21 protein-coding genes and 3 tRNA genes are annotated in these 23,528 nt (G+C 36.3%); 4 read left to right on the top strand and 20 right to left on the bottom strand.

Annotated features, from left to right (window positions below):
• Positions 1-484: 484 nt before the first annotated feature.
• The 18 genes from P7J49_RS05695 to P7J49_RS05610 form a co-directional block, all read right to left on the bottom strand.
• Complete coding sequence (locus tag P7J49_RS05695; protein WP_408569890.1) at positions 485-955, bottom strand: sigma-70 family RNA polymerase sigma factor; 471 nt, start codon at positions 953-955, stop codon at positions 485-487.
• 351 nt (positions 956-1,306) lie between these two features.
• Entirely contained in the window at positions 1,307-3,280 is a 1,974-nt protein-coding gene (gene ftsH / locus P7J49_RS05690; RefSeq protein ID WP_408569888.1) for an ATP-dependent zinc metalloprotease FtsH, read from the bottom strand.
• A gap of 21 nt (positions 3,281-3,301) precedes the next feature.
• Positions 3,302-3,844, bottom strand: a complete 543-nt coding sequence (hpt, locus tag P7J49_RS05685; RefSeq protein WP_408569886.1) for a hypoxanthine phosphoribosyltransferase — start codon at positions 3,842-3,844, stop codon at positions 3,302-3,304.
• Between the two features lie 7 nt (positions 3,845-3,851).
• Positions 3,852-5,120, bottom strand: coding sequence for a tRNA lysidine(34) synthetase TilS (gene tilS, locus P7J49_RS05680; protein ID WP_408569884.1), 1,269 nt, complete (start codon positions 5,118-5,120; stop codon positions 3,852-3,854).
• Positions 5,121-6,401: a serine hydrolase gene (locus P7J49_RS05675; protein WP_408569882.1), complete on the bottom strand. Its 1,281-nt coding sequence runs from the start codon at positions 6,399-6,401 to the stop codon at positions 5,121-5,123.
• A 12-nt stretch (positions 6,402-6,413) separates the two neighbouring features.
• The gene (locus tag P7J49_RS05670; protein WP_004194325.1) at positions 6,414-6,527 is read right to left on the bottom strand and encodes an SP_0009 family protein; all 114 of its coding nucleotides are present in this window, start codon (positions 6,525-6,527) and stop codon (positions 6,414-6,416) included.
• A complete protein-coding gene (locus P7J49_RS05665) occupies positions 6,524-6,892 on the bottom strand; it encodes an FtsB family cell division protein (protein ID WP_004194327.1) in 369 nt (122 codons plus the stop codon). The genes P7J49_RS05670 and P7J49_RS05665 overlap by 4 nt, the downstream gene beginning before the upstream one ends.
• Complete coding sequence (locus tag P7J49_RS05660; RefSeq protein ID WP_408569880.1) at positions 6,879-7,151, bottom strand: RNA-binding S4 domain-containing protein; 273 nt, start codon at positions 7,149-7,151, stop codon at positions 6,879-6,881. Before P7J49_RS05660 ends, P7J49_RS05665 begins: the two co-directional genes overlap by 14 nt.
• 49 nt (positions 7,152-7,200) lie before the next feature.
• A complete protein-coding gene (gene mfd / locus P7J49_RS05655) occupies positions 7,201-10,695 on the bottom strand; it encodes a transcription-repair coupling factor (protein WP_408569878.1) in 3,495 nt (1,164 codons plus the stop codon).
• Positions 10,695-11,264 (bottom strand): aminoacyl-tRNA hydrolase, encoded by a 570-nt coding sequence (gene pth / locus P7J49_RS05650; protein ID WP_172000996.1) that lies wholly within the window; start codon positions 11,262-11,264, stop codon positions 10,695-10,697. Before pth ends, mfd begins: the two co-directional genes overlap by 1 nt.
• Before the next feature lie 156 nt (positions 11,265-11,420).
• On the bottom strand, positions 11,421-12,536 hold the full coding sequence (gene ychF / locus P7J49_RS05645; RefSeq protein ID WP_014637241.1) for a redox-regulated ATPase YchF: 1,116 nt from the start codon (positions 12,534-12,536) through the stop codon (positions 11,421-11,423).
• Between the two features lie 92 nt (positions 12,537-12,628).
• The gene (locus P7J49_RS05640) at positions 12,629-12,973 is read right to left on the bottom strand and encodes a helix-turn-helix domain-containing protein (RefSeq protein WP_408569876.1); all 345 of its coding nucleotides are present in this window, start codon (positions 12,971-12,973) and stop codon (positions 12,629-12,631) included.
• A gap of 103 nt (positions 12,974-13,076) precedes the next feature.
• On the bottom strand, positions 13,077-13,280 hold the full coding sequence (locus P7J49_RS05635) for a DUF951 family protein (protein WP_172043789.1): 204 nt from the start codon (positions 13,278-13,280) through the stop codon (positions 13,077-13,079).
• A 9-nt stretch (positions 13,281-13,289) separates the two neighbouring features.
• A complete protein-coding gene (locus P7J49_RS05630; RefSeq protein WP_029186207.1) occupies positions 13,290-14,171 on the bottom strand; it encodes a diacylglycerol/lipid kinase family protein in 882 nt (293 codons plus the stop codon).
• A gap of 91 nt (positions 14,172-14,262) precedes the next feature.
• Positions 14,263-15,399, bottom strand: coding sequence for a DNA polymerase III subunit beta (dnaN, locus tag P7J49_RS05625; RefSeq protein ID WP_004194538.1), 1,137 nt, complete (start codon positions 15,397-15,399; stop codon positions 14,263-14,265).
• A gap of 153 nt (positions 15,400-15,552) precedes the next feature.
• Entirely contained in the window at positions 15,553-16,926 is a 1,374-nt protein-coding gene (gene dnaA, locus P7J49_RS05620; protein WP_024384308.1) for a chromosomal replication initiator protein DnaA, read from the bottom strand.
• Between the two features lie 202 nt (positions 16,927-17,128).
• Positions 17,129-17,893 carry a ParB/RepB/Spo0J family partition protein gene (locus tag P7J49_RS05615; RefSeq protein WP_029186209.1) on the bottom strand — a complete coding sequence of 255 codons (765 nt, stop codon included), beginning with the start codon at positions 17,891-17,893 and terminating at the stop codon, positions 17,129-17,131.
• A 60-nt stretch (positions 17,894-17,953) separates the two neighbouring features.
• On the bottom strand, positions 17,954-19,150 hold the full coding sequence (locus tag P7J49_RS05610) for a S1C family serine protease (protein WP_024384306.1): 1,197 nt from the start codon (positions 19,148-19,150) through the stop codon (positions 17,954-17,956).
• A gap of 173 nt (positions 19,151-19,323) precedes the next feature.
• On the opposite strand from P7J49_RS05610, the gene rlmH reads away from it, so the two are divergent.
• Both rlmH and P7J49_RS05600 read left to right on the top strand, forming a co-directional pair.
• Positions 19,324-19,803 carry a 23S rRNA (pseudouridine(1915)-N(3))-methyltransferase RlmH gene (rlmH, locus tag P7J49_RS05605; protein WP_004194528.1) on the top strand — a complete coding sequence of 160 codons (480 nt, stop codon included), beginning with the start codon at positions 19,324-19,326 and terminating at the stop codon, positions 19,801-19,803.
• Between the two features lie 24 nt (positions 19,804-19,827).
• Complete coding sequence (locus P7J49_RS05600) at positions 19,828-20,511, top strand: YoaK family protein (protein WP_053867304.1); 684 nt, start codon at positions 19,828-19,830, stop codon at positions 20,509-20,511.
• Here the strand turns inward: P7J49_RS05600 and P7J49_RS05595 are convergent.
• A tRNA-Arg gene (locus tag P7J49_RS05595) sits at positions 20,509-20,582 on the bottom strand. The genes P7J49_RS05600 and P7J49_RS05595 overlap by 3 nt on opposite strands.
• A gap of 112 nt (positions 20,583-20,694) precedes the next feature.
• Between P7J49_RS05595 and P7J49_RS05590 the strand changes: the two genes are divergently transcribed.
• A tRNA-Glu gene (locus P7J49_RS05590) sits at positions 20,695-20,766 on the top strand.
• Between the two features lie 5 nt (positions 20,767-20,771).
• Positions 20,772-20,844 (top strand) — tRNA-Asn (locus P7J49_RS05585).
• Between the two features lie 68 nt (positions 20,845-20,912).
• Here the strand turns inward: P7J49_RS05585 and P7J49_RS05580 are convergent.
• Positions 20,913-23,492, bottom strand: coding sequence for a YfhO family protein (locus P7J49_RS05580; protein WP_408569872.1), 2,580 nt, complete (start codon positions 23,490-23,492; stop codon positions 20,913-20,915).
• Positions 23,493-23,528: the final 36 nt, after the last annotated feature.

Below are 23,528 nucleotides of genomic sequence, written 5' to 3'. Positions count from 1 at the left end.
TTTGTCATTGACGATTTATCCTTAGATAAATCACCCTGCACGTTTGGTTCGTCTTCTTTAATTTTCAAAGGTCTTGTCCATCGCTCTCGCGACAACTATCTTAGTTTATCATTTCTTCAACTTCTTGTCAACACTTTTTTTGAAACTTTTTTTAATTTCTTTTCTGTGGTGACTTGTCTTAGATTTGACAACTCATTCATTCTATCATCTTCTGATGGTCTTGTCAACACTTTTTCGAAACTTTTTTTTGTTCCTCTATTAACCAGTCCCTCAAGAGACAACTCAGTTATTCTATCACGACTTATATACTTTGTCAACCGGTTTTGGGATTTTTTTACACTGAAAGTTCTATGTAGATAATTTGTTTTTTCTCCTATTCCTTCTTCTCTTTGCTATAACCTATATAAAAAGAAACTGAACAGAACTTTTTATGGTGCTTCTGCCCAATTTCTTAATTCGATTAACGTGATGTTAGTAACTAGCTTTAGCGAAAGTCTTTCAAATGAATTTGTAAATCACGTATCATTTCACGACGACCATTAAAACATTGTCCGCTAACTAATTTTTCGTATTTATCAAGTTGATCATTACTCAGATTTTTTCGATAATCTCTCAAGGCACCTCTTAGCATTAATAGTTCATCGTTTATCAATCCCGGTGATTGTATTGCGTGAGATAATTCGTGAATATCTTCATGTGGCATACGGTCAAACTTGCGTTTTTGACTTTCCTGTTTGCGGATACGATCCTTGATTCGATTTCTGAACTTGACTTTAAAATAACAATATAATTGAACTTGTTCATCAACTAGCCACGGTTGAGCTTCCAACAATTCAAACAAGGTCATCATTCCTTCTTGTTCCCAATCATCTCGATCCCATAGTTTAATGTAAAACTCTTTTCGAGCCTTGTTTACAATACCTTTGACGCTTGCGTACACTTTTTCGAATTCCATTTCTTAATCTCCTTTTGTTGATGGTTTAAGTTTATCGAAAAGTGCTGTCTTTCTACAGGACATTTTTGTCTAGCATACTTTATTTGATTTTTCTTTTTTAAAGTACGTTTGCTATTGATACTCTATGACAAGCATTGCATTCTGTTTCAGAAGGGAGTTATTTGGTATAGTTCTAAGATTGAGATAAATAACTATTGATTCGTTTTTCTTGTAAATGCCCTGTTTCTGATGTGTATCATGTAAAAAAGCCCTCGCCAAGATTATGTACTTAGCGAAGGCTTTGTGGTTATTTTAGTGGTTGAGAGTGAAGGCAGATCCGTTATGGAATGTCTTGCCCAGAGTATTTTTATACTACTCTTTCGTATTAATTTTCTCTTTTACCTCTTCATAAGAAAGGGGATGAACATCTTCATCATCACGTTCAATATTCTCTGGCATTTTGCCTGTTTCATAGAGAGATTTAATTTGAACACTGTCTAGGGTTTCGTATTTGAGCAATGCTTCTGCGATTAGTTTATGAGTTTCGCGATTAGACTGAATAATTTCAGCTGCTTTGTTGCGAGCTTCATTTAACAAATCGCGTACTTCATTATCTAACTCATATGCAGTTTGCTCAGAAATATGTTTATGAGTTGTCTGGCCACCAAACATAGCATGACTACCTTCATACTGCATTGGTCCCATTTTTTCACTCATACCATATTCTGCAACCATAGCACGCGCCATCTGTGTAGCTTGTTCAAAGTCATTTGAAGCACCTGTGGTTTGAGTATTAAAGATAATTTCTTCTGCTACACGACCACCCATAAGCCCAGCTAATTGCTCCTTCATATCTTCTTTAGAAAGAAGCATTTGATCTTCTTTAGGAAGGGCAATCATGTATCCACCTGCGCGGCCACGTGGTACAATAGTAACTTTATGAACTTCACGCGCATTTGACAAGACAAGACCGACAATCGTATGACCTGCTTCATGGTAGGCAACGATTTCGCGTTCTTTGGCTGAAACTTGACGGTCTTTCTTAGATGGACCTGCAATAACACGATCTTCTGCTTCGTCAATATCTGAAGCATCAATGACAGTCTTGTTTCGACGTGCAGCTACAAGGGCTGCTTCGTTAAGAACATTCTCTAAATCTGCACCAACAAATCCTGGTGTTTGTTGTGCTACTAATTTCAAATCTACATCTGCTGCTAGTGGTTTATTCTTCGCATGAACTTTAAGGATTGCTTCACGTCCTTTAACATCCGGACGACCAACCAATACTTTACGGTCAAAACGACCTGGACGAAGAAGGGCAGGGTCTAAAACATCACTACGGTTGGTTGCGGCAATGACAATAATCCCTTCGTTCCCTTCAAAACCATCCATTTCAATTAAGAGTTGGTTGAGGGTTTGTTCACGTTCATCGTTACCACCACCCATGCCGACACCACGTTGGCGACCGACAGCATCGATTTCATCGATGAAAATAATGGCTGGTGCTGCTTTTTTTGCATCTTCAAATAATGAACGAACACGGCTGGCACCGACACCAACAAACATTTCAACAAAATCTGAACCAGAAATGGAGAAGAATGGCACACCCGCTTCACCCGCTACTGCTTTTGCCAAAAGAGTTTTACCTGTTCCTGGAGGTCCCTCTAATAAGACACCTGCTGGAATACGGGCACCAAGTTTGGTAAAGCGTTTAGGATCTTTCAAAAATTCTACCACTTCTACCAATTCTTGTTTTTCTTCTTCTGCACCTGCAACATCTGAGAAACGAACTTTGATATTGCTTTGCTCAAGAGCTTTTGCCTTGTTTCGCCCAAAGTTCATGGCACCCCGAGCTCCGCCACCACCCTGGTTCATCATCATCATGAAGAATACACCAGCAATGATAAGCGGTAACAAATTAAAGACGATATTTAACCAAAGTCCATTTGAACTTTCAGGTTTAATAGTAACCTTTACTCCATTTTCATTTGCAAGAGCTTGTAGCTCTGACAAATTCGTTTCTGACGGTAAAATTAGTGATTTAAAGTTTTTATACTTAACTTTACTAGAAACTTGGAATAACTTAATAGTTGAAGCTAACTCATCTTTAGCTTCCTGTTCTTTTTTGTACTTACCAGTAATTTCAATAACACTTGAATTTGGTTGATAAGTAATTTCAGATACATTATTATTTTTCAATTCAGTTACTACTTGTGAATAACTGACTTCTTGAGTTGCTACTTGCTGACCAGCGTTAAAAAACTGGAATGCTGTTAGGATAGTCGCAATAACTAGAATAATGAGAAAAGGATTTTTTATAAATCCTTTATTTGGTTGATTGTTCATAATATAGTAGGAAACCTTTTTCTATTTTGTGTAAACTTCCTCTTTGAGTACACCAACATAAGGAAGATTACGATAATTTTCATCATAATCTAAGCCAAATCCAACTACAAATTCATTTGGAATAGTAAAGCAAGTGTAGTCTGGCTCGATTTCAACAACACGACCTTCTGGTTTATCAAGAAGAGTGGCAATTTTTATAGAAGCTGCCTGACGCAAAGCAAAGAGTTCTTTCAATTCTTTTAATGTGCGACCAGTATCAATAATATCTTCAACAAAGATAATGTGGCGACCTGCAACACTATTGTCCAAATCCTTGATAATCTTAACGGTACCGCTACTCTCCGTTCCGCCATGGTAGCTAGAAACAACCATATAATCCGTTTCTACATGGGCATTAATATGTTTCATTAATTCTGCCATAAATGGGATAGAACCTTTTAAAATTCCTACAAGAATAGGATTCTTATCTGCATAGTCTGTTGCTAGAATTTGACCGAGTTCTTTGCATTTTGCAACGATTTCTTCTTCTGAAACAAGAATTTTCTTAATATCTTTGTCCAACATAGTTGTTCTACTCTTTCATTTTTATATATAAGGTAGCTTTGATTATATCATTTTTTACTGATTTACTCAAATCACTGCTAACAAGATTCGTAATTCCATAAATTTCTCCATTCTGCTCGATAATAAGTGCATTTTGTCGAACTCTCTGTGAGATTTTATTATCAATAAACCAACGGCGGAGTTTTTTATTTACTCCGTTTATTAAAATGGTATCCCCAGCCTGCCTTCTCCTCACTACAATTGGATTTTCTGTAGGAAAATATAAAATACTATCCGCTTCTTCCAAAGGATGATTGAGAGAAAAAATATATGAACCGTAAGAAAAAATACCCTCTGATTTTATCATGATTTTTTCTGGTTGACTATCCGTCTCTGGTCCTATTTTATAAATTTGAAAACGATGATAATCCTTCTCTAACATGTAATCATTTTTCAATAAATGATAGTAGTTAGCTTTTGAACGCAAGATGTGTAATACTTCATTAAATTGTGGACGAGAGAGCTGTAAATCAGGAAATTTTTCAAAATATTCCTCTAATAGATAACTTTGTACCGCAGGTGTCTGTTGTTGAAAACTCATCACATCTGTAACGGATAAATCCTGTGTCAAATCTCTTAGCGCTTGAAATAGATTATTTGTATCAACTGCAAGATTATTGAGAGTAAGTTCGATTTTAGGATTTTCCTGTTTTAACTTTGGTAAATAGTCATTTCTGACTCTATTTCGAAAATATTTGAAATCTGCATTGCTGCAATCTTCAAAATGAAATAGCTTTTCAAAATCTGCCTTTTTAAAAGATAAAAGTGGTCGGATAAGTTCCCCTGTTGCAAAAGGCTGAGTCGGTTGAATTGCTGATAAGTGACGTAAACGCCCTCCTCTAATCAATCGCATAAAGACAGTTTCTGCTTGATCATCTGCATGGTGGGCTGTCACTAGTGCAGTGTAGCCTTCCTTCTCCATGATTGTAGCAAAAAATCCATAACGCCATTTTCGCGCCGCTTCTTCTGAAAAATCACCTTCAAAATAGGACAGGTAAAAGGGAACATTACTTTCTTCTGCTAACTGTCTAAGATATTTTTCCTCAATGACAGATTCTTCTCTCTGTCCATGATTAATATGGGCAATTCCAAGTTCAATCCCTAACACTTGTTTGCATTCGTATAAAAGATGGAATAGGTTCATAGAATCTAACCCACCAGATACGGCTACTAGTACTTTCTTATGTTTATCAAAAAAGTGACCATCCAGTGTCACTTTTAAAAATCTATCTTTCATTTACTTTAAAATCCCGTAAATATCATTTGCAATTTGTGTAATCTCATCATAATTTGATTTATCTGTAAAAATAGATAAAACAAAAGGAGACCCTGCGTAAACAATCGCTACATCGTGTTTGACATCGTCTGCATCGCCAATTTTATGAGCAACTGGAACTGAGATGTCTTTCGAAATACGTTGATTATCAAATTGAGTAGATAACAAACTTTCTAGCACATAGCCATTTTGAATATATAAGGCTTCCATCATTTTACCTGCGATTTCAGCTGAAGTTTCACGTGTAACCATACTCCACTCACTACCTGTTTTAGCAGTTATTACTTGATAAAAATTGGAATCGAATTTATTAGCTACATAATAAGAAAGTAAATTACTAGCTACATTATCTGACTCTTTAGCAGTCTTATTGATTAATTCTTCCACTGAATAATCTTTATTGTCAGGAGTTTTTGACAGTGAGCCACTTCCTCCAGCAACATAAGCTCCTGGGAAGGATATAGATTCGGTTGTATATTTCACTTTAGTAGTCAAATCAATATACCCAGCATTCAGTTGCTCTTGAACGTAATAAAGAATTGGTAGTTTAGCAATGCTGGCAGAATAGAATAGTTTCTCTTGATTTACACCTGCAGTTTGACCTGTTGACAATTGTTTCACATATATACCAATAGTATCTTTGGAATATTTGTTAGTCAACAACTCTTGAACGGCTTCTACTCTATTATCCGTTTTAGAAAGATTATTTACTGCAATCCAACCTTTATCTGTAACATAGGCAAAATCACCTAGGGAAGTTGTCACAATTTTAGAAACCATAACAGCTTGATAGGGTTGTAAATCATTTTTTATTTCCGTAGCTTCGTTAGCAATTGGTGAGGTTAACAATGTGAAACCTTTTTTTGTCCAATAAGTTTGCTCAACAGTAGTTTCTGTAACAATTACATCATCAAATAGTAGATGCCTACTTGCAAGAATGTAACCCTTGTCATCTATTTGGAAAACCAATTCTTTTTTGCTATTGACTAGAACATCCGTAATAGAAAAACGTTGGTTCGGCTGTAATTGTCCACCTGCTATAGTCAGTTCTTCATCCGAATAAAGATTCTCAGTTTGAAAAACATTTGGGTTTTGAGGGATAGTTTGAAAATACTGATCATAGATAGTATGAGTCAATTCGTATTCTTCTTGCGCTGTGAGTTCAAATGGTATTTCTGTACTATCGACCACCTGCCATCCAAATAAAACTGGCAATAACCATACGAGCAGTTTCTTCTGCATACTCCCTCCTTTCTACGATTCATTTTCTTCTAACTTTAATTCTCTATTCTTTTGATTCAACTCTTCTAATTTTTCATCAGAATGCTGTAAAAATTGCTCTACAATTTTAAAAATAGATTCGGTCATTTTGGTAACCCTGGAATATTGTAGACAAATTCCCCTTCTTTAGAGTATTGATACTTAGCCCGAACATACTTTGCTGCGTATTCCTCATTTTTCAATTTTGCAACCATCTCTGCTTCCTGCTTCTGTTCTTTGGTCAGTTCTTCGTAATTTTTTTCCAATTCAGCAAGTTTCTTTTCCTGTTGCTGAATATTAGTGTAAGTCCCAACAAGATTATAGGCAGGCAACATAAAAAGAAAGATAACTAGAATGAGGATCGCACCCATAAAACGATTTTTTTGTTGGCGTTCTGCCAATTGATGCTGAGTTTTTTTACGCTCCGACTGAATAAAGGCATTATTCAGTTGTAGAATTTTAGATTTCTTCATCTTTTTCTATCCTTTTTTCACAGATAATTTCATACATTTTCAGTGCGTCTTCTTTTTTAGTCGAATCTTTCATTTCAAGTACTTTTACAGTGAGTAGTTTATTACCAAATTGGATTTCAACCTGATCATTTACTTTTAAATCTGTTGAAGATTTAGCCAAAATCCCATTGACTTTTATTCGTCCTTTATCGGCAACTTCCTTCGCAACTGTTCGACGCTTGATAATGCGGGATACTTTCAAATATTTATCTAGTCTCATACTTTACCTCAACTATATATTTTACCATTTTTTCATTTAATTGAGAAATTTATTCTGCTTTCCTTGCTTTAATTTCTTTTAATTTTTCGGCAAAAGAAATCAATTCCTCTAATATTTCATATTCTTTTTTCAGTTGAATGTTAAACACAACAGCTAGTTTTCCTTTATTTTCCGTTATCTGAGCTTTCAAATTTGTCACAGATAAAGCTTCAAAGTAATCTTGCGTTAGGAAAATTTGACCAGCCATAGGTTCAAATGTTACTGTCACTTGATGTTGTCGTCTAAGAACTGTATGACAGAAAACTTGGTCTAAAAATGACTTCAATAGACCGATTTCAAGCAAGTAGGCTACTACATCAGGATACTCTCCAAAACGGTCAATCAATTCTTCTTGTAATTCTTGATAGTTTACACGACTGTCAATATTCTTTATACGCTTGTAAATTTCAATTTTTTGTCGCTGATCACCAATATAATCACTTGGTAAATAGGCATCAATCTGTAAATTGACCTCTGAATTACTCTTCTGACGTTGGGTTGCCTTACCTTGTTTTTCCAAGATGGCTTGTTCCAGCAATTGTGAATACATCTCATATCCCACAGAATCAATAAAACCTGACTGAGCAGCACCTAAAATATTTCCCGCACCACGAATGGACAAATCTTGCATGGCAATCTTGAAACCTGATCCTAGTTCTGTAAAGCCCTTAATGGCTTCCAAGCGCTTTTCAGCTACTTCTGTCAAGGACTTGTCTGGACGGTACATGAGATAGGCATAGGCAATCCGACTGGAACGACCAACACGTCCTCTAAGTTGATAAAGAGTTGACAGTCCCATATGATCTGCATTTTCAATAAACAGTGTATTAGCATTTGGAATATCAACACCGGTTTCAATGATTGTTGTGGTCACTAGAATATCATACTCACCTTCTACAAAGGCATAAAGGGTATTTTCTAGCTGAATTTCCGACATTTGACCATGGACATAACCGATGCTAGCTTCTGGAACCAATTCTTTTAATTCAGATACTTTCTGTTCAATGGTGTCAACTTTATTGTAAAGATAGTAAACCTGTCCTCCGCGATCTATCTCACGAAGCATTGCATCTCGGATAACGGAAGGATTTGTTTCCATCACATAAGTTTGTACAGGATAGCGATTTGTCGGTGGAGTCTCAATTACTGATAAGTCGCGGATTCCCAACATGGACATTTGCAATGTCCGAGGAATTGGAGTTGCAGTTAGGGTTAGGACATCTATTTTCTTTTTCAATTCCTTCAAGCGTTCCTTATGCTTGACACCAAACCGTTGCTCTTCGTCAATGACCAGTAAACCTAAATCAGCAAACACAACATCTTTAGATAAAAGCCTATGGGTACCAATGATGATGTCAACTTGACCTTTTTTTAGCTTTTCAAGCGTTTTTTCTTGCTCTGCTTTTGTTTTAAAACGACTCAAGACATCGACATTGACAGGAAATTCAGCAAATCGTTCCTGGAAATTAGCATAGTGTTGTTGGGCTAAAACTGTGGTTGGAACAAGGATAGCTACTTGTTTGCCATCATTGACTGCCTTGAAGGCAGCCCGCATGGCTACCTCTGTCTTACCAAAACCGACATCCCCAACCAAAAGACGATCCATTGGAGAATCCTTTTCCATATCCTTTTTGATTTCATCAATAGAACGGAGTTGATCATCTGTTTCCACGTGTGTAAAGTAGTTATCAAATTCCACCTGATTGTCATCGTCAGGCGAAAAAGCAAAACCCTTCAGTTGGCTACGCTCAGCATAAAGCTTGATCAAATCATCCGCAATGTCCTCCACCTGCTTTTGAACCTTTTGTTTGGTTCGTTGGAAACGGCCATCGTTTAGTTTATTGACTTTTGGAGCTTTTCCATCGGATGCTAGATATTTAGAAAGTAGATCAATCTGTTCTACTGGAATGGAGATGCGGTCTGCATTTTGATACTGCACAGTCACGTAGTCACGATGGATGCCTGAGATTTCAATGGTTTCTATCCCTAAATATTGGCCAATACCATGGACATGGTGGACAACATAGTCACCAACAGCTAGCTCACTATAGTCCTTAATACGCTCAGCATTAGAAATATTAGTTCTACGGACCTTACGCTTAATCTTTTTATTAAAAATCTCTTTTTCAGTAATAAGAACTAACTTCTCATCCATCAAATGAAATCCAGAAGCTAGCTGTCCAATGATCACTTGTTGCTGACCTTCTACTAACTTATCTGCTACATGTACTGGAAGATGGATATCATACTCTTGTAAAGTTTTCTGTAAAGTCTGTAAACTCACATCAGAACTCGCTTGAATAACAACGGTATTGTTTGATTTCGCATACCGAGTCAATTCATCTTTTAACAATGGAATCTGGTGGAAAAATTCCTGCATAGGATGCTGTGTGAATTGATAAAGAGCATCAAACTTTACATTGCCTAAACCTTTTTGAAAACTTGAAAAGAAGGTGGCAGGTTTGTATTTTCTCAATTCAGCGTAAGTTGAGGCAAAATATTTCAAACTTGACACTGTTTTACCCTTCTGTAAATCATCTGTCAACAAGTCTGCAATTTCTTTTTCAAATTGAGCCTGCTTATCAGCGATTTTATGAAAATCATCCAAAAATAAGGGAGAACCCTTTGGCAAATAATCCAACAACGTCCATGATTGTTCATAGATACAGGACAAGAATTTACGCAAATCTGGATGCCGGTACTCCGTCTGCATGTCCGCTAAAACTTCTCGTAAATAAGACTGCTGCTCTTCTATATGCGATTGTTCAATAGCTGTCTGAATGGATTGGCGAGCCCTACTATAGTCTTCTGAAGACAAAATGATATCGGAAGCTGGAGAGATCGAGATTTCGTCTAGATTTTCTAAGGATTTTTGACTGTCAACATCAAAGATACGAATGCCATCAATCTCATCTCCAAAAAATTCTATTCGGTTAGGAGTTTCTGCTTGCATGTCAAAAATATCTAGAATATCACCTCGTTGGCTAAATTCTCCCTGGGTTAATACACGAGACACTTTTTTGTAGCCGATGTTGACAAGATTCTTTACAAGTTTGTCAACTTCTATTTCTTGACCAACTTCAAGCTGTATTTTAGAACCTTTATAAGTCTCAGGACTCGGCAATAAGACCCGACAAGCAGCCATACTAGCAACCAAAATTCCTGAACTAGTAGAATCTGTCAAGAAATTTAAACTGTCAATCCTTGATTGAGCCCGTTCTTTTGATGCAAAAACAAACTCGGCAATAGGACTATCATCTGTAAAAAAGTTGTAAACATTCTCACTTCCAACGATGGCTGTTAAATCTGCAACTAATTTCTCAGCATCATTTTGAGTAGCAGTCACAATCATAATCTTTTCGGCCAAACAATCATAGGCAGTCGCCATAACTAATGACTTACTGGTTCCAGTGAGTCCTAATAATAGTTGGCGAGTTAACTTGTTTAAGCCAGACTGCCACTGATTGATTTGCTTGTTCTTGTGAAGTAAATCGAGTATATTCATTATCCGTTAAACTTTCTCATTACTGTATCAAAATCATCTTCTTCGAGATATACGTTGACAGCCTTGTCAAGTTTATCTAGTGCTAAGTCGATTTCAATACGGTCTTCTGTGTCAAAACCAGACAAGACATGGTTTACAACGCTCATTTTTCCTTTAGGACGCCCAATACCAATCTTGATACGGTCAAATTCCTGTGTTCCAATATGCTTGACAATAGATTTAATCCCATTGTGGCCACCTGCTGAGCCTTTTTGACGGAAACGGATTTTCCCAACAGCCATGTCCAAATCATCGTAAGCCACCAGAATATCTGTCTCATCCAAACCATAGTAGGTCATCAGGGCATGAACAGCCTTACCTGATTCGTTCATGAAGGTCGTTGGCTTTACTAGATAGATTTTTTCACCGTCAATAAAGGTAGTGGCAATGTCTGCTTGGAAAATCTTATCGTGACTAAAGGTCACATTTTCACGTTTAGCAATCTTATCCAGCAGCATAAAGCCGACATTGTGCTTGGTTTCAAAATAGCGGTCTCCGGGATTTCCCAGACCGATGATCAATCGTGTCATTTTTTCTCCTTAAATACCAAAAGGCTGGAAAAAGCTTTCCAACCAAGTAATCATCCTCTTTGATGCGATAAACTGTTCTTAGTCTAGGCGTTGAAACCGCAGACAATACTGACGGTATGCAAGGTAAAACAACGAAGAATAAGGACAGTTTAGCCATCAAACGTTAAAGCGGAACTCCATGATGTCCCCATCTTGAACCACGTACTCTTTTCCTTCTTCACGGAGGCGTCCTGCTTCTTTAACAGCCTTTTCAGAGCCATATTGAATCAAATCATCATAGGACATGGTGACGGCACGGATAAAACCTTTTTCGAAGTCTGAATGGATAATGCCTGCACACTGAGGAGCTTTCATGCCACGCTTGAAGGTCCAAGCACGAACTTCCTTCTCCCCTGCTGTAAAGTAGGTGCCAAGTCCAAGTAAGTGATAGGCTGCACGTGTTAATTTGTCCACGCCAGATTCTGTTAATCCGAGTGCTTCTAAAAACTCGCCCTTGTCTTCATCGTCGAGTTCTGAAATTTCTTCTTCTGCACGCGCAGAAATCACCACCACTTCTGCATTTTCTGTTGCTGCAAAGTCACGGATTTGCTGAACATAACTGATAGACTCAGGATCTGCTACCTTGTCTTCATCGACGTTGGCAACATAGAGGACTGGTTTAGTGGTCAAGAGGAAGAGTTGCTTAACGATTTTTTGTTCTTCATCTGTGAAATCAACTGTACGAGCAGATTTTCCATCTTCTAGGACAGGTTTGATTTTTTCAAGAACTGCAAATTCTGCCACAGAATCCTTGTCTTTTTGCGTACGGGCCATTTTTTCTACACGCGCATAACGCTTGTTGATGCTCTCTAGATCCGCCAAAATCAATTCTAGGTTAATGGTATCAATATCAGCGATTGGATCCACAAAAGCGTCTTCACGGCCTTGCTCACGCATAACATTTTCATCATCAAAGGCACGCACCACGTGGACAATGGCATCAACCTCACGGATATTGGCCAAGAATTTATTTCCAAGCCCCTCACCTTTAGAAGCACCTTTTACGATACCAGCAATATCGGTAAATTCAAAAGTCGTTGGAACTGTCTTTTTAGGGGTGATGAGCTCCGTCAACTTCTGCAAACGCTCATCAGGCACTTCCACCATGCCGACGTTTGGATCAATGGTTGCGAAAGGGTAGTTTGCCGCCTCAGCTCCTGCCTTGGTAATTGCGTTAAATAAGGTTGATTTACCAACGTTTGGTAAACCGACGATTCCTGCTGTTAAAGCCATGTTTTTTTACTCTCCAATTAAAAATTCAATCATGACTATTATAGCAGAAAAGATGAGAAAAATCCTGCCAAATGACAGGATTGTAAGATTTATCAAAATTTCTGCAAAATTCTCATCGCTGCAGCAAATAAGCCAAAGGCTATTATCATGATTGGGATAAGAACCCACCAATAATTAGCAAGAAACTCCCAAACATTCATTTTTCCTCTTTGTTCCACCAAAATTTCCTTCTCAGGCTCTTTTCCTAAAACCAAATAATCCAGACTAACACCAAAGATTTCTGCTAGCTGGACCAGTTTGTCAATATCTGGCGTTGCTTCGCCATTTTCCCACTTGGAAACAGCCTGACAGGAAATATAGAGTTTCTCTGCTAAGTCATCTTGGGATAGGTTCTTGGATGTGCGTAAAACTCGAATTTGCTGTGCTAACTGATTCATGGTCTTGTCCTCCTCTTTTTTCTAAGTCTATTATAGTGTAGAAAAGAACAGTTGACTAGCAATTTTTAGGAAAAACTCGCAACCAGCAGTTGCAAACTGTCAACTAGGCTTTACTTGGTAGAACTTGTTTCATTTTTCGTTCAAAATCATGCCGGCTCATCATAACAACATGGTCACAGTTGGTACAGCGGATTTTAATATCCGCTCCTAGACGGATAACCTCCCACTTATTGGCCTTCTTGCCGGTCGATTTGATGACACAGGCATGAGGCTTTTTCATTTCGACAAAGGATCCTAATTGATACATACTTCCTCCTTAAAGATACATACTTCTTTCCTGATAGGTTAACGTTACCTCATTTGCAGTGCATATCTCTCCATCTATTTGCAATAATAATTTTTCTATTGATTTTAAAACTACATCTACCCCTGTTAAATGCTGAATTGTATGAGAAGATTCATGCCTCTTCGTTAATAAGGCTAACAATGATTGTAGACGTTGGTAGAAATTTCCATTTTTGAAGTAAACAATATCTACTTCCTTCTTTTTAGCACTTGCTGTTGGCCATATCATGATTCCTCCACCAAAATAAAGACTATTTGCTACAGAAATAAAAAAGAGATTATCTAACTGATAAGATTTTTCATCAAGAGTTAATTCTAAGTTTATAGCTTGTTTTGAAAATAATGTTTTAATACCAAAGAATAGATAAGTTAACCTCCCAAGTTTTACCTTGTTCAGAATTTTTTTCAAAATTGAATTCGTTGAACCATTGACAACTTGAGCTGCAAAGCCAAAATCCACACTATTTACAACCGTTCCGTATGAACTGTTTAAAACATATATCCGACTTGTTTTTCCCTCTAAAATGGCATCTACACTTCTATAGAGCGATGTTATATTCATTGCTTTTGCAAAATCATTTCCAGATCCTGTTGGATAATAAGCAAACGGTAGACTAGCTGGCCAAAAACGCAAAGCTTTAGATAGTGTGCCGTCTCCGCCTAAAATCATTAATTGGTCCTCACTACTGACAAACTCCTTTAAAATAGCCTCGATTTGACTTTTTTCATCCTCAGGCCCAACTGTCATAAAAATGTTAACTGCAAGCTGTGGATAACTTTCTTTTATTTTGAATATGATGTGTTCAGCAGTATGGCTACCAGCATTAGGATTAGCTAATATATATAACGTCATTTATTCCCCATCACTAAATATATAAAAATAAGCTAGATGCTATTTTTTAGTATAACATAAAAACGGCTAGTTTAGCCGTTCTTAATATTATTTAGTTGGTACGAACTGGTGTAACCAATTGAATAAAATCTTCCCCTTCATTATTGGGAATCAATGTAAATGGACGGACAGAAGAGATAAAGCTAATTTTCACTTGTTCACTAGTTGTGGCTTTCAATGCTTCTATCAAGTAAGTTGGGTTAAAGCTGATTACTAAGTCTTCACCTGATACTTCTACAGTATCTAATTCCTCATTCACACGTCCAACTTCTGGAGAATTTACATGAGCCGATACAACATTATTAGCAATTTCTAGTTTTACTGTACCATTTTGGGTTGCATTTGAAAGAAGACGAGCACGCTCCATCGAGTGACGAAGATTTGCAGTATCAAAAATTGCAGTTGTTTTAAACTCAGTTGGAATTAAGCGGTCGGTATCCGGGTAGGTACCTTCTAATAAGCGTGTATAGAAGCTAATATGCTCACTTCTAAAAAGGATTTGATTATTTGAAAAGAAAACTTCTACTGTTTCAATATCATCTGTAAAAACTGCAGTAAATTCACGGAGAGAACGACTTGGAATGACAACATTAAAATCATCACCAGATGTATCAAGGACCAATTTCCGTTGGCTCATACGGTGTGAATCTGTTGCAACAGTTTTTAGATTTTTATTTTCTGTTAAAACAAAATGAACACCCGTAAGAATAGGACGACTTTCTTGTGTAGACGCTGCAAATGCTGTTTCATTAATTGTTTGTTTTAATACTTTGGTTTCTAACACCAATGGTTTTGAAGTTGGAACTTCCTGTAAACGAGGATACTGTTCTGCTTCTTTTCCCTTTAATGTGATTTCAGACTTACCACTTGTCAAAACGATTTGCTTTTGTTCAATTTCATTGAAGTCAAGGACTAAATCCGGCATGCTGGATACGACATTAATAAAGAAACCAGCTTCTAAGAGAATGGAGCCTGGAGAACTGATCAAAAGTCCTGCATTTTCATCTTGAATAGAAATAAAATGTTCAATCGAGATTTGTCCATTTGAACCAGTTAAAGTAATCCCTTCACTAGTTACTGTAATTTTTACTGTTGAAAGAATTGGAATAGCATTTTTTGTACTGATTGCCCGTTTAGTAATACTAAGTGCTTGTAGAAATATATTTTTATTAATAGAAAATTGAATCATGGATTCTCCTTTATTTATTATCTATAAGGTTAATAGTAATAGTAGTCTCTGTGTATTCTGTGGAAAAGTGATGAAAGACCAATAAAACTGCGGAAATTAACTTGTTCACAACTTGTGGAAAAAACAGAGCTTTTTTGAAAAGTTATACACAGGTTAACGAAGTTTATTTTTTATACTGGTAATCTCTATTTCTAAATTCTCATCATCCAAGAGGAGAGTTTTTATTTTATTGTATGCATGCATAACGGTTGTATGGTCTCGATTACCAAATTCTTTCCCAATTTTTGGAAGGGAATTGTCTGTCATTTCACGTGCTAAAAACATAGCAACTTGTCGCGCGTGAACGATATGTTGAACACGCTTAGAACCTTTTAATTCTTTCAAGCTGACACCGTAGAAATTTCCCACTTCGGTTTGGATTTTCTCAATAGGAATAACCATGTTTTGTGGATTTGTTTGTTTTCTTGATCGAATAGCTTCAGCAGCAACCTCGACACTTATCTCAGACAGTTGCCGCATAGTGGCTATCAAATGGATATCTTTTAAGGCACCTTCAAGGTCACGCACGTTCGAATCAAATTGCCCAGCTAGATAGGATAGCGTCTCATTTGTAAAGTTATAAGGCAGGTTCTCGCACTTGTTACGTAAAATTGCGATACGTGTTTCAAAATCAGGTGGAGTGATTTCACTGGTTAACCCCCATTTGAAACGTGTTACTAGTCTTTCTTCCAAATTGTCTAAGTGATCAGGATTACGGTCGCTTGTGAGTACAATCTGCTTATTTTTTTCATGAAGCGCATTAAAAGTATGGAAAAATTCTTCCTGTGTTGTTGCTTTATTACGGAGAGACTGAATGTCATCAATTAGAAGTAAGTCCAGATTGCGATAGGTTTTTTTGAAACTTTCCATATCATTGAGACGGAGGTGTTCTAAAAATTCATTGATGAATGTTTCCGATGAGACATATTTTATCCTTGCCTGGGGATTATCAGCTAGAACCTTATTTCCAATCGCATTTAAAATATGAGTTTTTCCAAGACCAGGACCACCAAAAATGAATAAGGGATTGTAGAGCTCACCTAGGTTATCAGATACAGCTAAAGCTGCAGCCTTTGCCCAGTGATTATTGTCTCCTTGTACAAAATTAGCAAAGGTGTACTGGGATTTTATATCAGAATGAACCGGTTTAAAAGTTTCTTGAGGCGTAGCCGGCTCAGGTGTCTGTACCTGGTGAACTACTGAACTTCTTGCGTTTGTAATGTTCTTAATCTCCTGTTCATCCTCTGTAAATTGATATTGGATGGCAAGAGGCTCGCCGTAGATTTCAAAACTAGCGGCAATCATTAACTCTTCGAAGTTTTTTTCCCAGAAATCTTTTTTAAATGGACGATTTAAGAAAATATTGGCAACTTGCTGGTTGATTCCGAGTAATTTTGCATCAGCGACATAAAAATCATAAATAGATGGCTTAAAATTTACTTTTGCTAATTCAATAAATCGTTGCCAAAAAAGTTGTTCTTGGTTCATATTTTCCCCCTTTCACATTATATTCGTTAGAATAGTGTACCATAAAAAATAAAAGTTTTCCACAGATAATTTTAAAAATCCATACTGTTAAGAAAAGTTTTCCACAAGATGTGAATAAAAGTCAGAACCTTTGCTGGTCCTGACTTTTTGTAATGATTTTAGTGTGGAAAAGAGTGTTTATAAAAATAAATTGTAAACAAGTCTATTTAAAATTGTTGATAATTCTTTCGAATTCATCGAGGTCATTAAAGCTAATTCGAATTTCTCCGCTCCCGTTTTTCTTCTTGAGAATTTTTGTAGTTGTTCCAAGAGTTTTACTGAGTGAATCTTCCTGTTCTTTTAAAAATTGGTCGCGTTGTTTAAGCTTAGTGTGTTTTTTCTTATTTGCAGCTATTAATTTTTCAAGCGTACGCACACTTAAATCTTTTGATAAAATGAGTTGAACCCATTCGGCTTGCTTTTCTTCTGAAAATGATACCAATTGTCGCGCGTGCCCTTGTGAAATTTTTCCTTCTTCTACAGCTTGTTTAGTCTGAGATGATAGATTTAGTAGGCGCAATAAATTACTGATATATGGTCTTGATTTTCCCATGATTTGAGCAACTTCATCATGTGTTAACCCTCTACTAATCAATTTTTGATAAGAGGCTGCTTCTTCTATCGGATTTAAGTTAGAACGCTGCAGATTCTCTATGATAGCCTGATAGAGTAAATCATCATCAGTCAGTTCTTTTACCACTGCTGGTATTGTAGTCAGTCCAGCTAATTGACTGGCTCGCAACCTTCTTTCTCCAGCTAATAATTCGTATCCGATAATAGAAGATTTTCTTACAATAATCGGTTGAATTAAGCCATTTTCCTTAATGGATTGAGCGAGCTCAAGTAGCTCCTTTTCATCAAAATGAATTCTTGGCTGATAGGGATTGGGATGGATTTCTGAAATATTTAGTGTACGTAATTCTTCCATATATCCTTATTCTAGCAAAAAAAATGAGACTTTACAATTGTGTAAAGTCTCATTTGTCAATTATTCGCTAAGTTCTTCTGTAGAATGTGTCAACTTAATGTCAACAGTTTGTTTCTGATTATTGCGGTAATAAGTTACAGTGATTGTATCTCCAATTTGATGTTTGTAGAGAGCGCTCTGGAGGTCACTCTTATTTTGAATAGCTTCTCCGTCAATCTCAGTAATAACATCAAAAGTTTCTAATTTTCCATCTGCAGGTAGTCCACTTTGTGTAGAGACAATTACTACACCGGATGTTAATTCCGTATTTGATAATCCAGCTTTTTCCAATTGACTAGTTGACAAGGTCGTCAAGTTAACCATATGAACTCCAAGAGCAGGTCGGCTAACTTTTCCATCTTTTTCAAGTTGATTGATAATGGCTACGGCATCATTTGCAGGAATAGCAAATCCCATCCCTTCCACAGCCACACCAGAGCTACTTACAGAACTTGAGGTGATTTTGCTAGAGGTGATACCAATAACTTGTCCTTGGATATTAATCAATGGTCCACCAGAGTTTCCTGGGTTGATAGCTGTATCGGTTTGAATAGCATTGGTTGAGATTGTTTGTCCGTCTTCTGATTGTGAAGTAACTGTCCGACTTAGGCTGGAAATAATACCTTGAGTAACTGTATTGGCGTAGACACTACCTAGAGGACTACCAATTGCGATAGCAGTTTCTCCAACTTTAATTGTATCGGAATCAGCAAATTCAGCAACAGTAGTGACTTTATCTGCTGATATTTTTATAACAGCTATATCAGAATAGGTATCGGAACCAACGAGTTCACCGCTGATTTTTTCTCCAGATGCTAAAAGAATATCAATCTTTTCTGCGTTATTAATAACATGCGTATTTGTCACAATATAGGCATATTGACCATCTTTTTTATAGATAACTCCAGACCCCTCTCCAGCAACAGCTAGTTCGTCAGATGATTCAATATTTCCAAAGATAGCACCAAGACTATTGTTGGCTGACTTTTGGTAATTAATAACAGACACAACAGCATTTTGTACTTTCTCTACAGCTTTTGTGGTGGAAGTTTCATTATTATATTGAACATTGCTGACACTAGTGATAGCAGAATTTGCTTGTTGAACCTGTGGTTGGAAGAAAGAGGCTGATAAGGCCCCGATAAGCCCCCCAAAAAATCCAATTACAAATAGAATCGCAAATTTCAAATATTTTTTCATATAAGGAATCCTTTCCATTTCTTTAATTTTCCTTAAGATTACTCTTGCTTTCTTAATTATAGCTTAAAGTTTTCAAAAATCAATCCACAACCTGTGGATAACTCTGTGAATTGTGTGAAAAACTGTAGCCATATCATGATTTTCTAAAAATATTTTCTGTCGTATGCTTGTGGATATGTTACAATTATTTTATGAAAATAAAATTGATTACCGTTGGAAAATTGAAAGAAAAGTACCTCAAAGAAGGTATTGCAGAATATAGTAAACGATTGGGACGATTTACTAAGTTGGATATGATTGAGCTTCCTGATGAAAAAACACCAGATAAAGCCAGTCAGGCAGAGAATGAACAAATATTAAAAAAAGAAGCCGATAGAATTATGTCTAAAATTGGAGAGCGAGATTTTGTCATTGCCTTAGCGATAGAAGGCAAACAATTTCCATCGGAAGAATTTAGTCAAAAGCTATCTGATATTGCAGTAAATGGGTATTCAGATATAACTTTTATCATCGGTGGTAGTTTGGGTCTCGATTCCTGTATTAAAAAAAGAGCTAATTTGTTGATGAGTTTTGGACAGTTGACACTTCCCCATCAACTAATGAAATTAGTTCTCATCGAGCAGATTTATCGTGCATTTATGATTCAGCAGGGAAGCCCATATCATAAGTAGTTTCACGTGAAACAAGGAGTGAAAATGAATCAAAAAGATTATCGTGTTTTTGAGGGATTGAGAATTGCTTGTTCATTAACGTTTATCAGTGGTTATTTAAATGCCTTTACTTTTGTGACTCAGGGTGGTCGCTTTGCTGGTGTACAATCTGGAAATGTTATTTCCCTAGCTTATTTTTTAGCTAAAGGTGACTTTGCGCAGGTAGTTAATTTTTCCATTCCCATTTTATTTTTTGTATTCGGACAATTTTTTACCTACTTAGCAAGAAGGTATTTTGAAAAACAAACATGGTCTTGGCACTTTGGTAGTAGTGTAATGATGTTAGTTCTTATTTTACTAACTATCATTTTCTCACCTATTATGCCTGCGTCTTTTACAATTGCTAGCCTAGCCTTCGTAGCCTCTATTCAAGTAGAAACATTTAGAAGGTTACGAGGTGCTCCGTATGCCAATGTGATGATGACAGGGAATGTCAAAAATGCTGCTTACCTCTGGTTTAAAGGAGTTATTGAAAAAGATTCAGAACTTAGAAAAACAGGTAGAAACATCTTATTGACCATTATAGGGTTTATGCTAGGTGTCATTATATCTACTCACCTATCCTTCCAATTTGAAGAATATGCCCTTATTGGTCTAATTTTGCCAGTTTTATATATTAATTATGAATTATGGCAAGAAAAAAGACCTACTCGAGGTAGGTCTAAATGATTCCAGCAGGATTCGAACCTGCGACCGTTCGCTTAGAAGGCGAATGCTCTATCCAGCTGAGCTATGGAACCTTAACTATTTTATTTTACATTAAACAAGGCACTCTGTCAATACAATAAAAAATCAAAAAAATGTATTGACAAACAAAGTCACATGTATTATACTAGTTATTGTTCTAAAAATGGTCCGTTGGTCAAGGGGTTAAGACACCGCCTTTTCACGGCGGTAACACGGGTTCGAATCCCGTACGGACTATTTCTTCCGCCATAGCTCAGTTGGTAGAGCGCATGACTGTTAATCATGATGTCACAGGTTCGAGCCCTGTTGGCGGAGTAGATAAAGCATAGGAAACCTTGAGAAATCAAGGTTTTTTGTTTTTTACAAGAAAAAACCGAGAAAGTTTAGGATTCTCGGTTCTTAGAATAATAGTATCTAATGAATTGATAGGAGAAAAATACAAAAACTGCACCCAAAGAAATCAGTAAACCTAGATAGAAACCATTTGGTATAAAGGTTAAAACTAGTTTAGTTTGATCTGGACTTACATCCACTTTCATAAAACCCTCTTGCGCTTTTTGGATTTTGATAGGTTTACCATCAATGGTTGCATTCCATCCTTTATCATAGGGTAAAGTAAGGAGGAGCGAGGCTTCTTTATCGGTTACAAAATCAACGGTTACTTTATTACCATCAGTTTTTGTTACTACTTGTTTTTCTTGGAGAATGGAAATAGCCTGTTGGAAAGCTAATAAGTCCAATCGATAAAATTGTGGTTTATCAAAAGAAACTTGATTATTTTCAGGAAAATATACATCGACTTGAACTTGTACATCTGTAGTAAAGCTCCCCACATTGAAGAAAGAGAAAGCATTATCTAGTGTAAACTCACTTGACTGATTATTGACAGTAATGACAACCTTTTTTTGATTCTCATTTGAGAATGTTAAATTTGGCAAATTTAAGTATACTTGGCTATTTGCAGGTATATTTACTAAGAAAGTTGCCTTTGCAGTATCCTCATTGTCAACTTTGTTGACAGTCATTCGATTGCTCAGTTCAACTGTATTTTGTGAAACAACATCTGATAAAGTGTGGTAGTATTTTTGAGATAACCCTGTTAGTTGATTAAGAAAATTTGTTTGATTATCGAGAGTCAGATTTGTAAAATTGACATCTTTGTAAATCCCTTCAGTCAATAGGGCTAACCCTATATTAAAACTATTTTCGTAAAGATTAATAGTAGACTGACTCTGATTCAGTGTGAAACCAAACTTATTTGGGTCCGTAGTAGCTAAATTATATTTGATTCCGAATAGGCTATCAGCAATAATTGTATTATTCTGATAACGAAGATTCAAATTGGTACCGTCTGAACGGAAACCGAGCTTATCTAGTACTGAGCTGGAAGCACGATTTCGAATGGAGGAGAATTGAGAAATACCGTTGTAATTGAATTTCATGCTATCATTGCCAGTTTGTGGTAATAGACGTTCTATACGATAAAATGAATCAGTTGTAGTCTTTGTAGACTTTACAATACTGTCAATATCTGTCAATTTTTCTTCATAGTTTGATCGGCTAGGAAAATGCCATTCATCAGAAATCCCCTGAACCTGATAATGACTATGTAATCCAAGTTCTAAGAAAGTGAAGAACAATAAAACAATATTAGTCCATTTTAAGGATGATTTATAGCGAATCATTGCTACAAAAAGAATGAAGTAGGCTATTAGAAATTCTAGTGTGAGTAGGAAATTTACATCCGTTAGAAACTCATAATGATCTCTAAAAATAAAGGTAGAAGTAAAACAAATGAGTAAAAATGAAACAATCAGAGTAAAATTTTTAATACTTACTTGACGTAGTCGTACCAATGTCTCTGCTGCTAAATAGATAACAGTTATTGATAGAGCCCATGCATAACGATAGAGGAACATGTTTGGCGCATGCATACCTTGCCAAAAAAGATTGAGTGGTTGTAGGTAGAAACTTGAAATAATGAATGTAAAGAATAGAGCATAGGAGAGTTTGACAGTTGGTTTTATTTCTTTTAATGTAAAGAATAGTAAAGCGAGTATTAATGGAACGAGACCAACAGAGATCATGGAAATAGAACCGAATTTTGTTGTATCAAAGCTACCAACTAAGTTTTTTGCAAAGAAGTCCAGATACCAAGAGTCCTCGGTTTTTAGGTTGACAATTTTTGTAAATGTCTCACCATGAGTTTTTAAATCCAAGTAGGTTGGTAACAACATGAACATGCTGCTTAGAGCAGATAAAATTGACACTATTGTAAAGTTGATAAATCTTTTGATTCTCTGACTATCTATCCATGATAATTGAACCAATGTCCATAATGTTAGAAAAATAGCCACCATATAACCGAAGTAATAGTTTTGGATAAACAAGCATGTTAATGTTATGTAGTAGAGAATCGGACCCTGTTTTTTTAATAATCGATGCAATCCAAGAAGAATGAGTGGGAGGAGTATAAAAACGTCTAGCCAGTTGTTTATTTCTAATTGACTTGTACTAAAACTCATCAGAGAAAAACTAGTAGCGAGTAATAGTGCCCATTCTTCTTTCAAATTTTTATGGATACCCTTTAGACTGAAATAAGTTGACAACCCAGTCAATCCAAATTTGACAATAGTGACAAGGTAGATAGCGTCAGGCATGGATTGTAAATCAAAGAAAAAGACAATTGGAGATAGGAATGAGCCTAGGTAATAGGAGGATAGAGCATAAAAATTGAGTCCTAAACCACTTGAAAATGTGTAAAATAAAGAGCCGTCTCCTTGTAAAGTATTTCGTAATGTTTGATTAAAAATAACATACTGATGGAAGCCATCACTGGCCAATATTGTTGTATTACTTCCCCACCAGATTCCTTGAAATGCTAAGACGATAGAAATAATAGTCAGCGGAATAAGGAAAGATAAGAGATAATAAATGGATGTTTTTGTAAATATTTTTTTCATAGATTTAAAAGAAAAGGCGAATAAATCGCCTTTTTA

The sequence above is a fragment of the Streptococcus suis genome, assembly GCF_046032515.1.
GTDB lineage: Bacteria > Bacillota > Bacilli > Lactobacillales > Streptococcaceae > Streptococcus > Streptococcus suis_AL.
The sequence above is the reverse complement of the archived record's forward strand: the minus strand, read 5'-3'. Positions and strand labels throughout refer to the sequence as shown.

Coding starts and splice junctions, on each gene's coding strand:
- P7J49_RS05695 (WP_408569890.1), bottom strand. CDS start 955: ATGGAATTCGAAAAAGTGTACGCAAGCGTCAAAGGTATTGTAAACAAG.
- ftsH (WP_408569888.1), bottom strand. CDS start 3,280: ATGAACAATCAACCAAATAAAGGATTTATAAAAAATCCTTTTCTCATT.
- hpt (WP_408569886.1), bottom strand. CDS start 3,844: ATGTTGGACAAAGATATTAAGAAAATTCTTGTTTCAGAAGAAGAAATC.
- tilS (WP_408569884.1), bottom strand. CDS start 5,120: ATGAAAGATAGATTTTTAAAAGTGACACTGGATGGTCACTTTTTTGAT.
- P7J49_RS05675 (WP_408569882.1), bottom strand. CDS start 6,401: ATGCAGAAGAAACTGCTCGTATGGTTATTGCCAGTTTTATTTGGATGG.
- P7J49_RS05670 (WP_004194325.1), bottom strand. CDS start 6,527: ATGACCGAATCTATTTTTAAAATTGTAGAGCAATTTTTACAGCATTCT.
- P7J49_RS05665 (WP_004194327.1), bottom strand. CDS start 6,892: ATGAAGAAATCTAAAATTCTACAACTGAATAATGCCTTTATTCAGTCG.
- P7J49_RS05660 (WP_408569880.1), bottom strand. CDS start 7,151: ATGAGACTAGATAAATATTTGAAAGTATCCCGCATTATCAAGCGTCGA.
- mfd (WP_408569878.1), bottom strand. CDS start 10,695: ATGAATATACTCGATTTACTTCACAAGAACAAGCAAATCAATCAGTGG.
- pth (WP_172000996.1), bottom strand. CDS start 11,264: ATGACACGATTGATCATCGGTCTGGGAAATCCCGGAGACCGCTATTTT.
- ychF (WP_014637241.1), bottom strand. CDS start 12,536: ATGGCTTTAACAGCAGGAATCGTCGGTTTACCAAACGTTGGTAAATCA.
- P7J49_RS05640 (WP_408569876.1), bottom strand. CDS start 12,973: ATGAATCAGTTAGCACAGCAAATTCGAGTTTTACGCACATCCAAGAAC.
- P7J49_RS05635 (WP_172043789.1), bottom strand. CDS start 13,280: ATGTATCAATTAGGATCCTTTGTCGAAATGAAAAAGCCTCATGCCTGT.
- P7J49_RS05630 (WP_029186207.1), bottom strand. CDS start 14,171: ATGACGTTATATATATTAGCTAATCCTAATGCTGGTAGCCATACTGCT.
- dnaN (WP_004194538.1), bottom strand. CDS start 15,399: ATGATTCAATTTTCTATTAATAAAAATATATTTCTACAAGCACTTAGT.
- dnaA (WP_024384308.1), bottom strand. CDS start 16,926: ATGAACCAAGAACAACTTTTTTGGCAACGATTTATTGAATTAGCAAAA.
- P7J49_RS05615 (WP_029186209.1), bottom strand. CDS start 17,893: ATGGAAGAATTACGTACACTAAATATTTCAGAAATCCATCCCAATCCC.
- P7J49_RS05610 (WP_024384306.1), bottom strand. CDS start 19,150: ATGGAAAGGATTCCTTATATGAAAAAATATTTGAAATTTGCGATTCTA.
- rlmH (WP_004194528.1), top strand. CDS start 19,324: ATGAAAATAAAATTGATTACCGTTGGAAAATTGAAAGAAAAGTACCTC.
- P7J49_RS05600 (WP_053867304.1), top strand. CDS start 19,828: ATGAATCAAAAAGATTATCGTGTTTTTGAGGGATTGAGAATTGCTTGT.
- P7J49_RS05580 (WP_408569872.1), bottom strand. CDS start 23,492: ATGAAAAAAATATTTACAAAAACATCCATTTATTATCTCTTATCTTTC.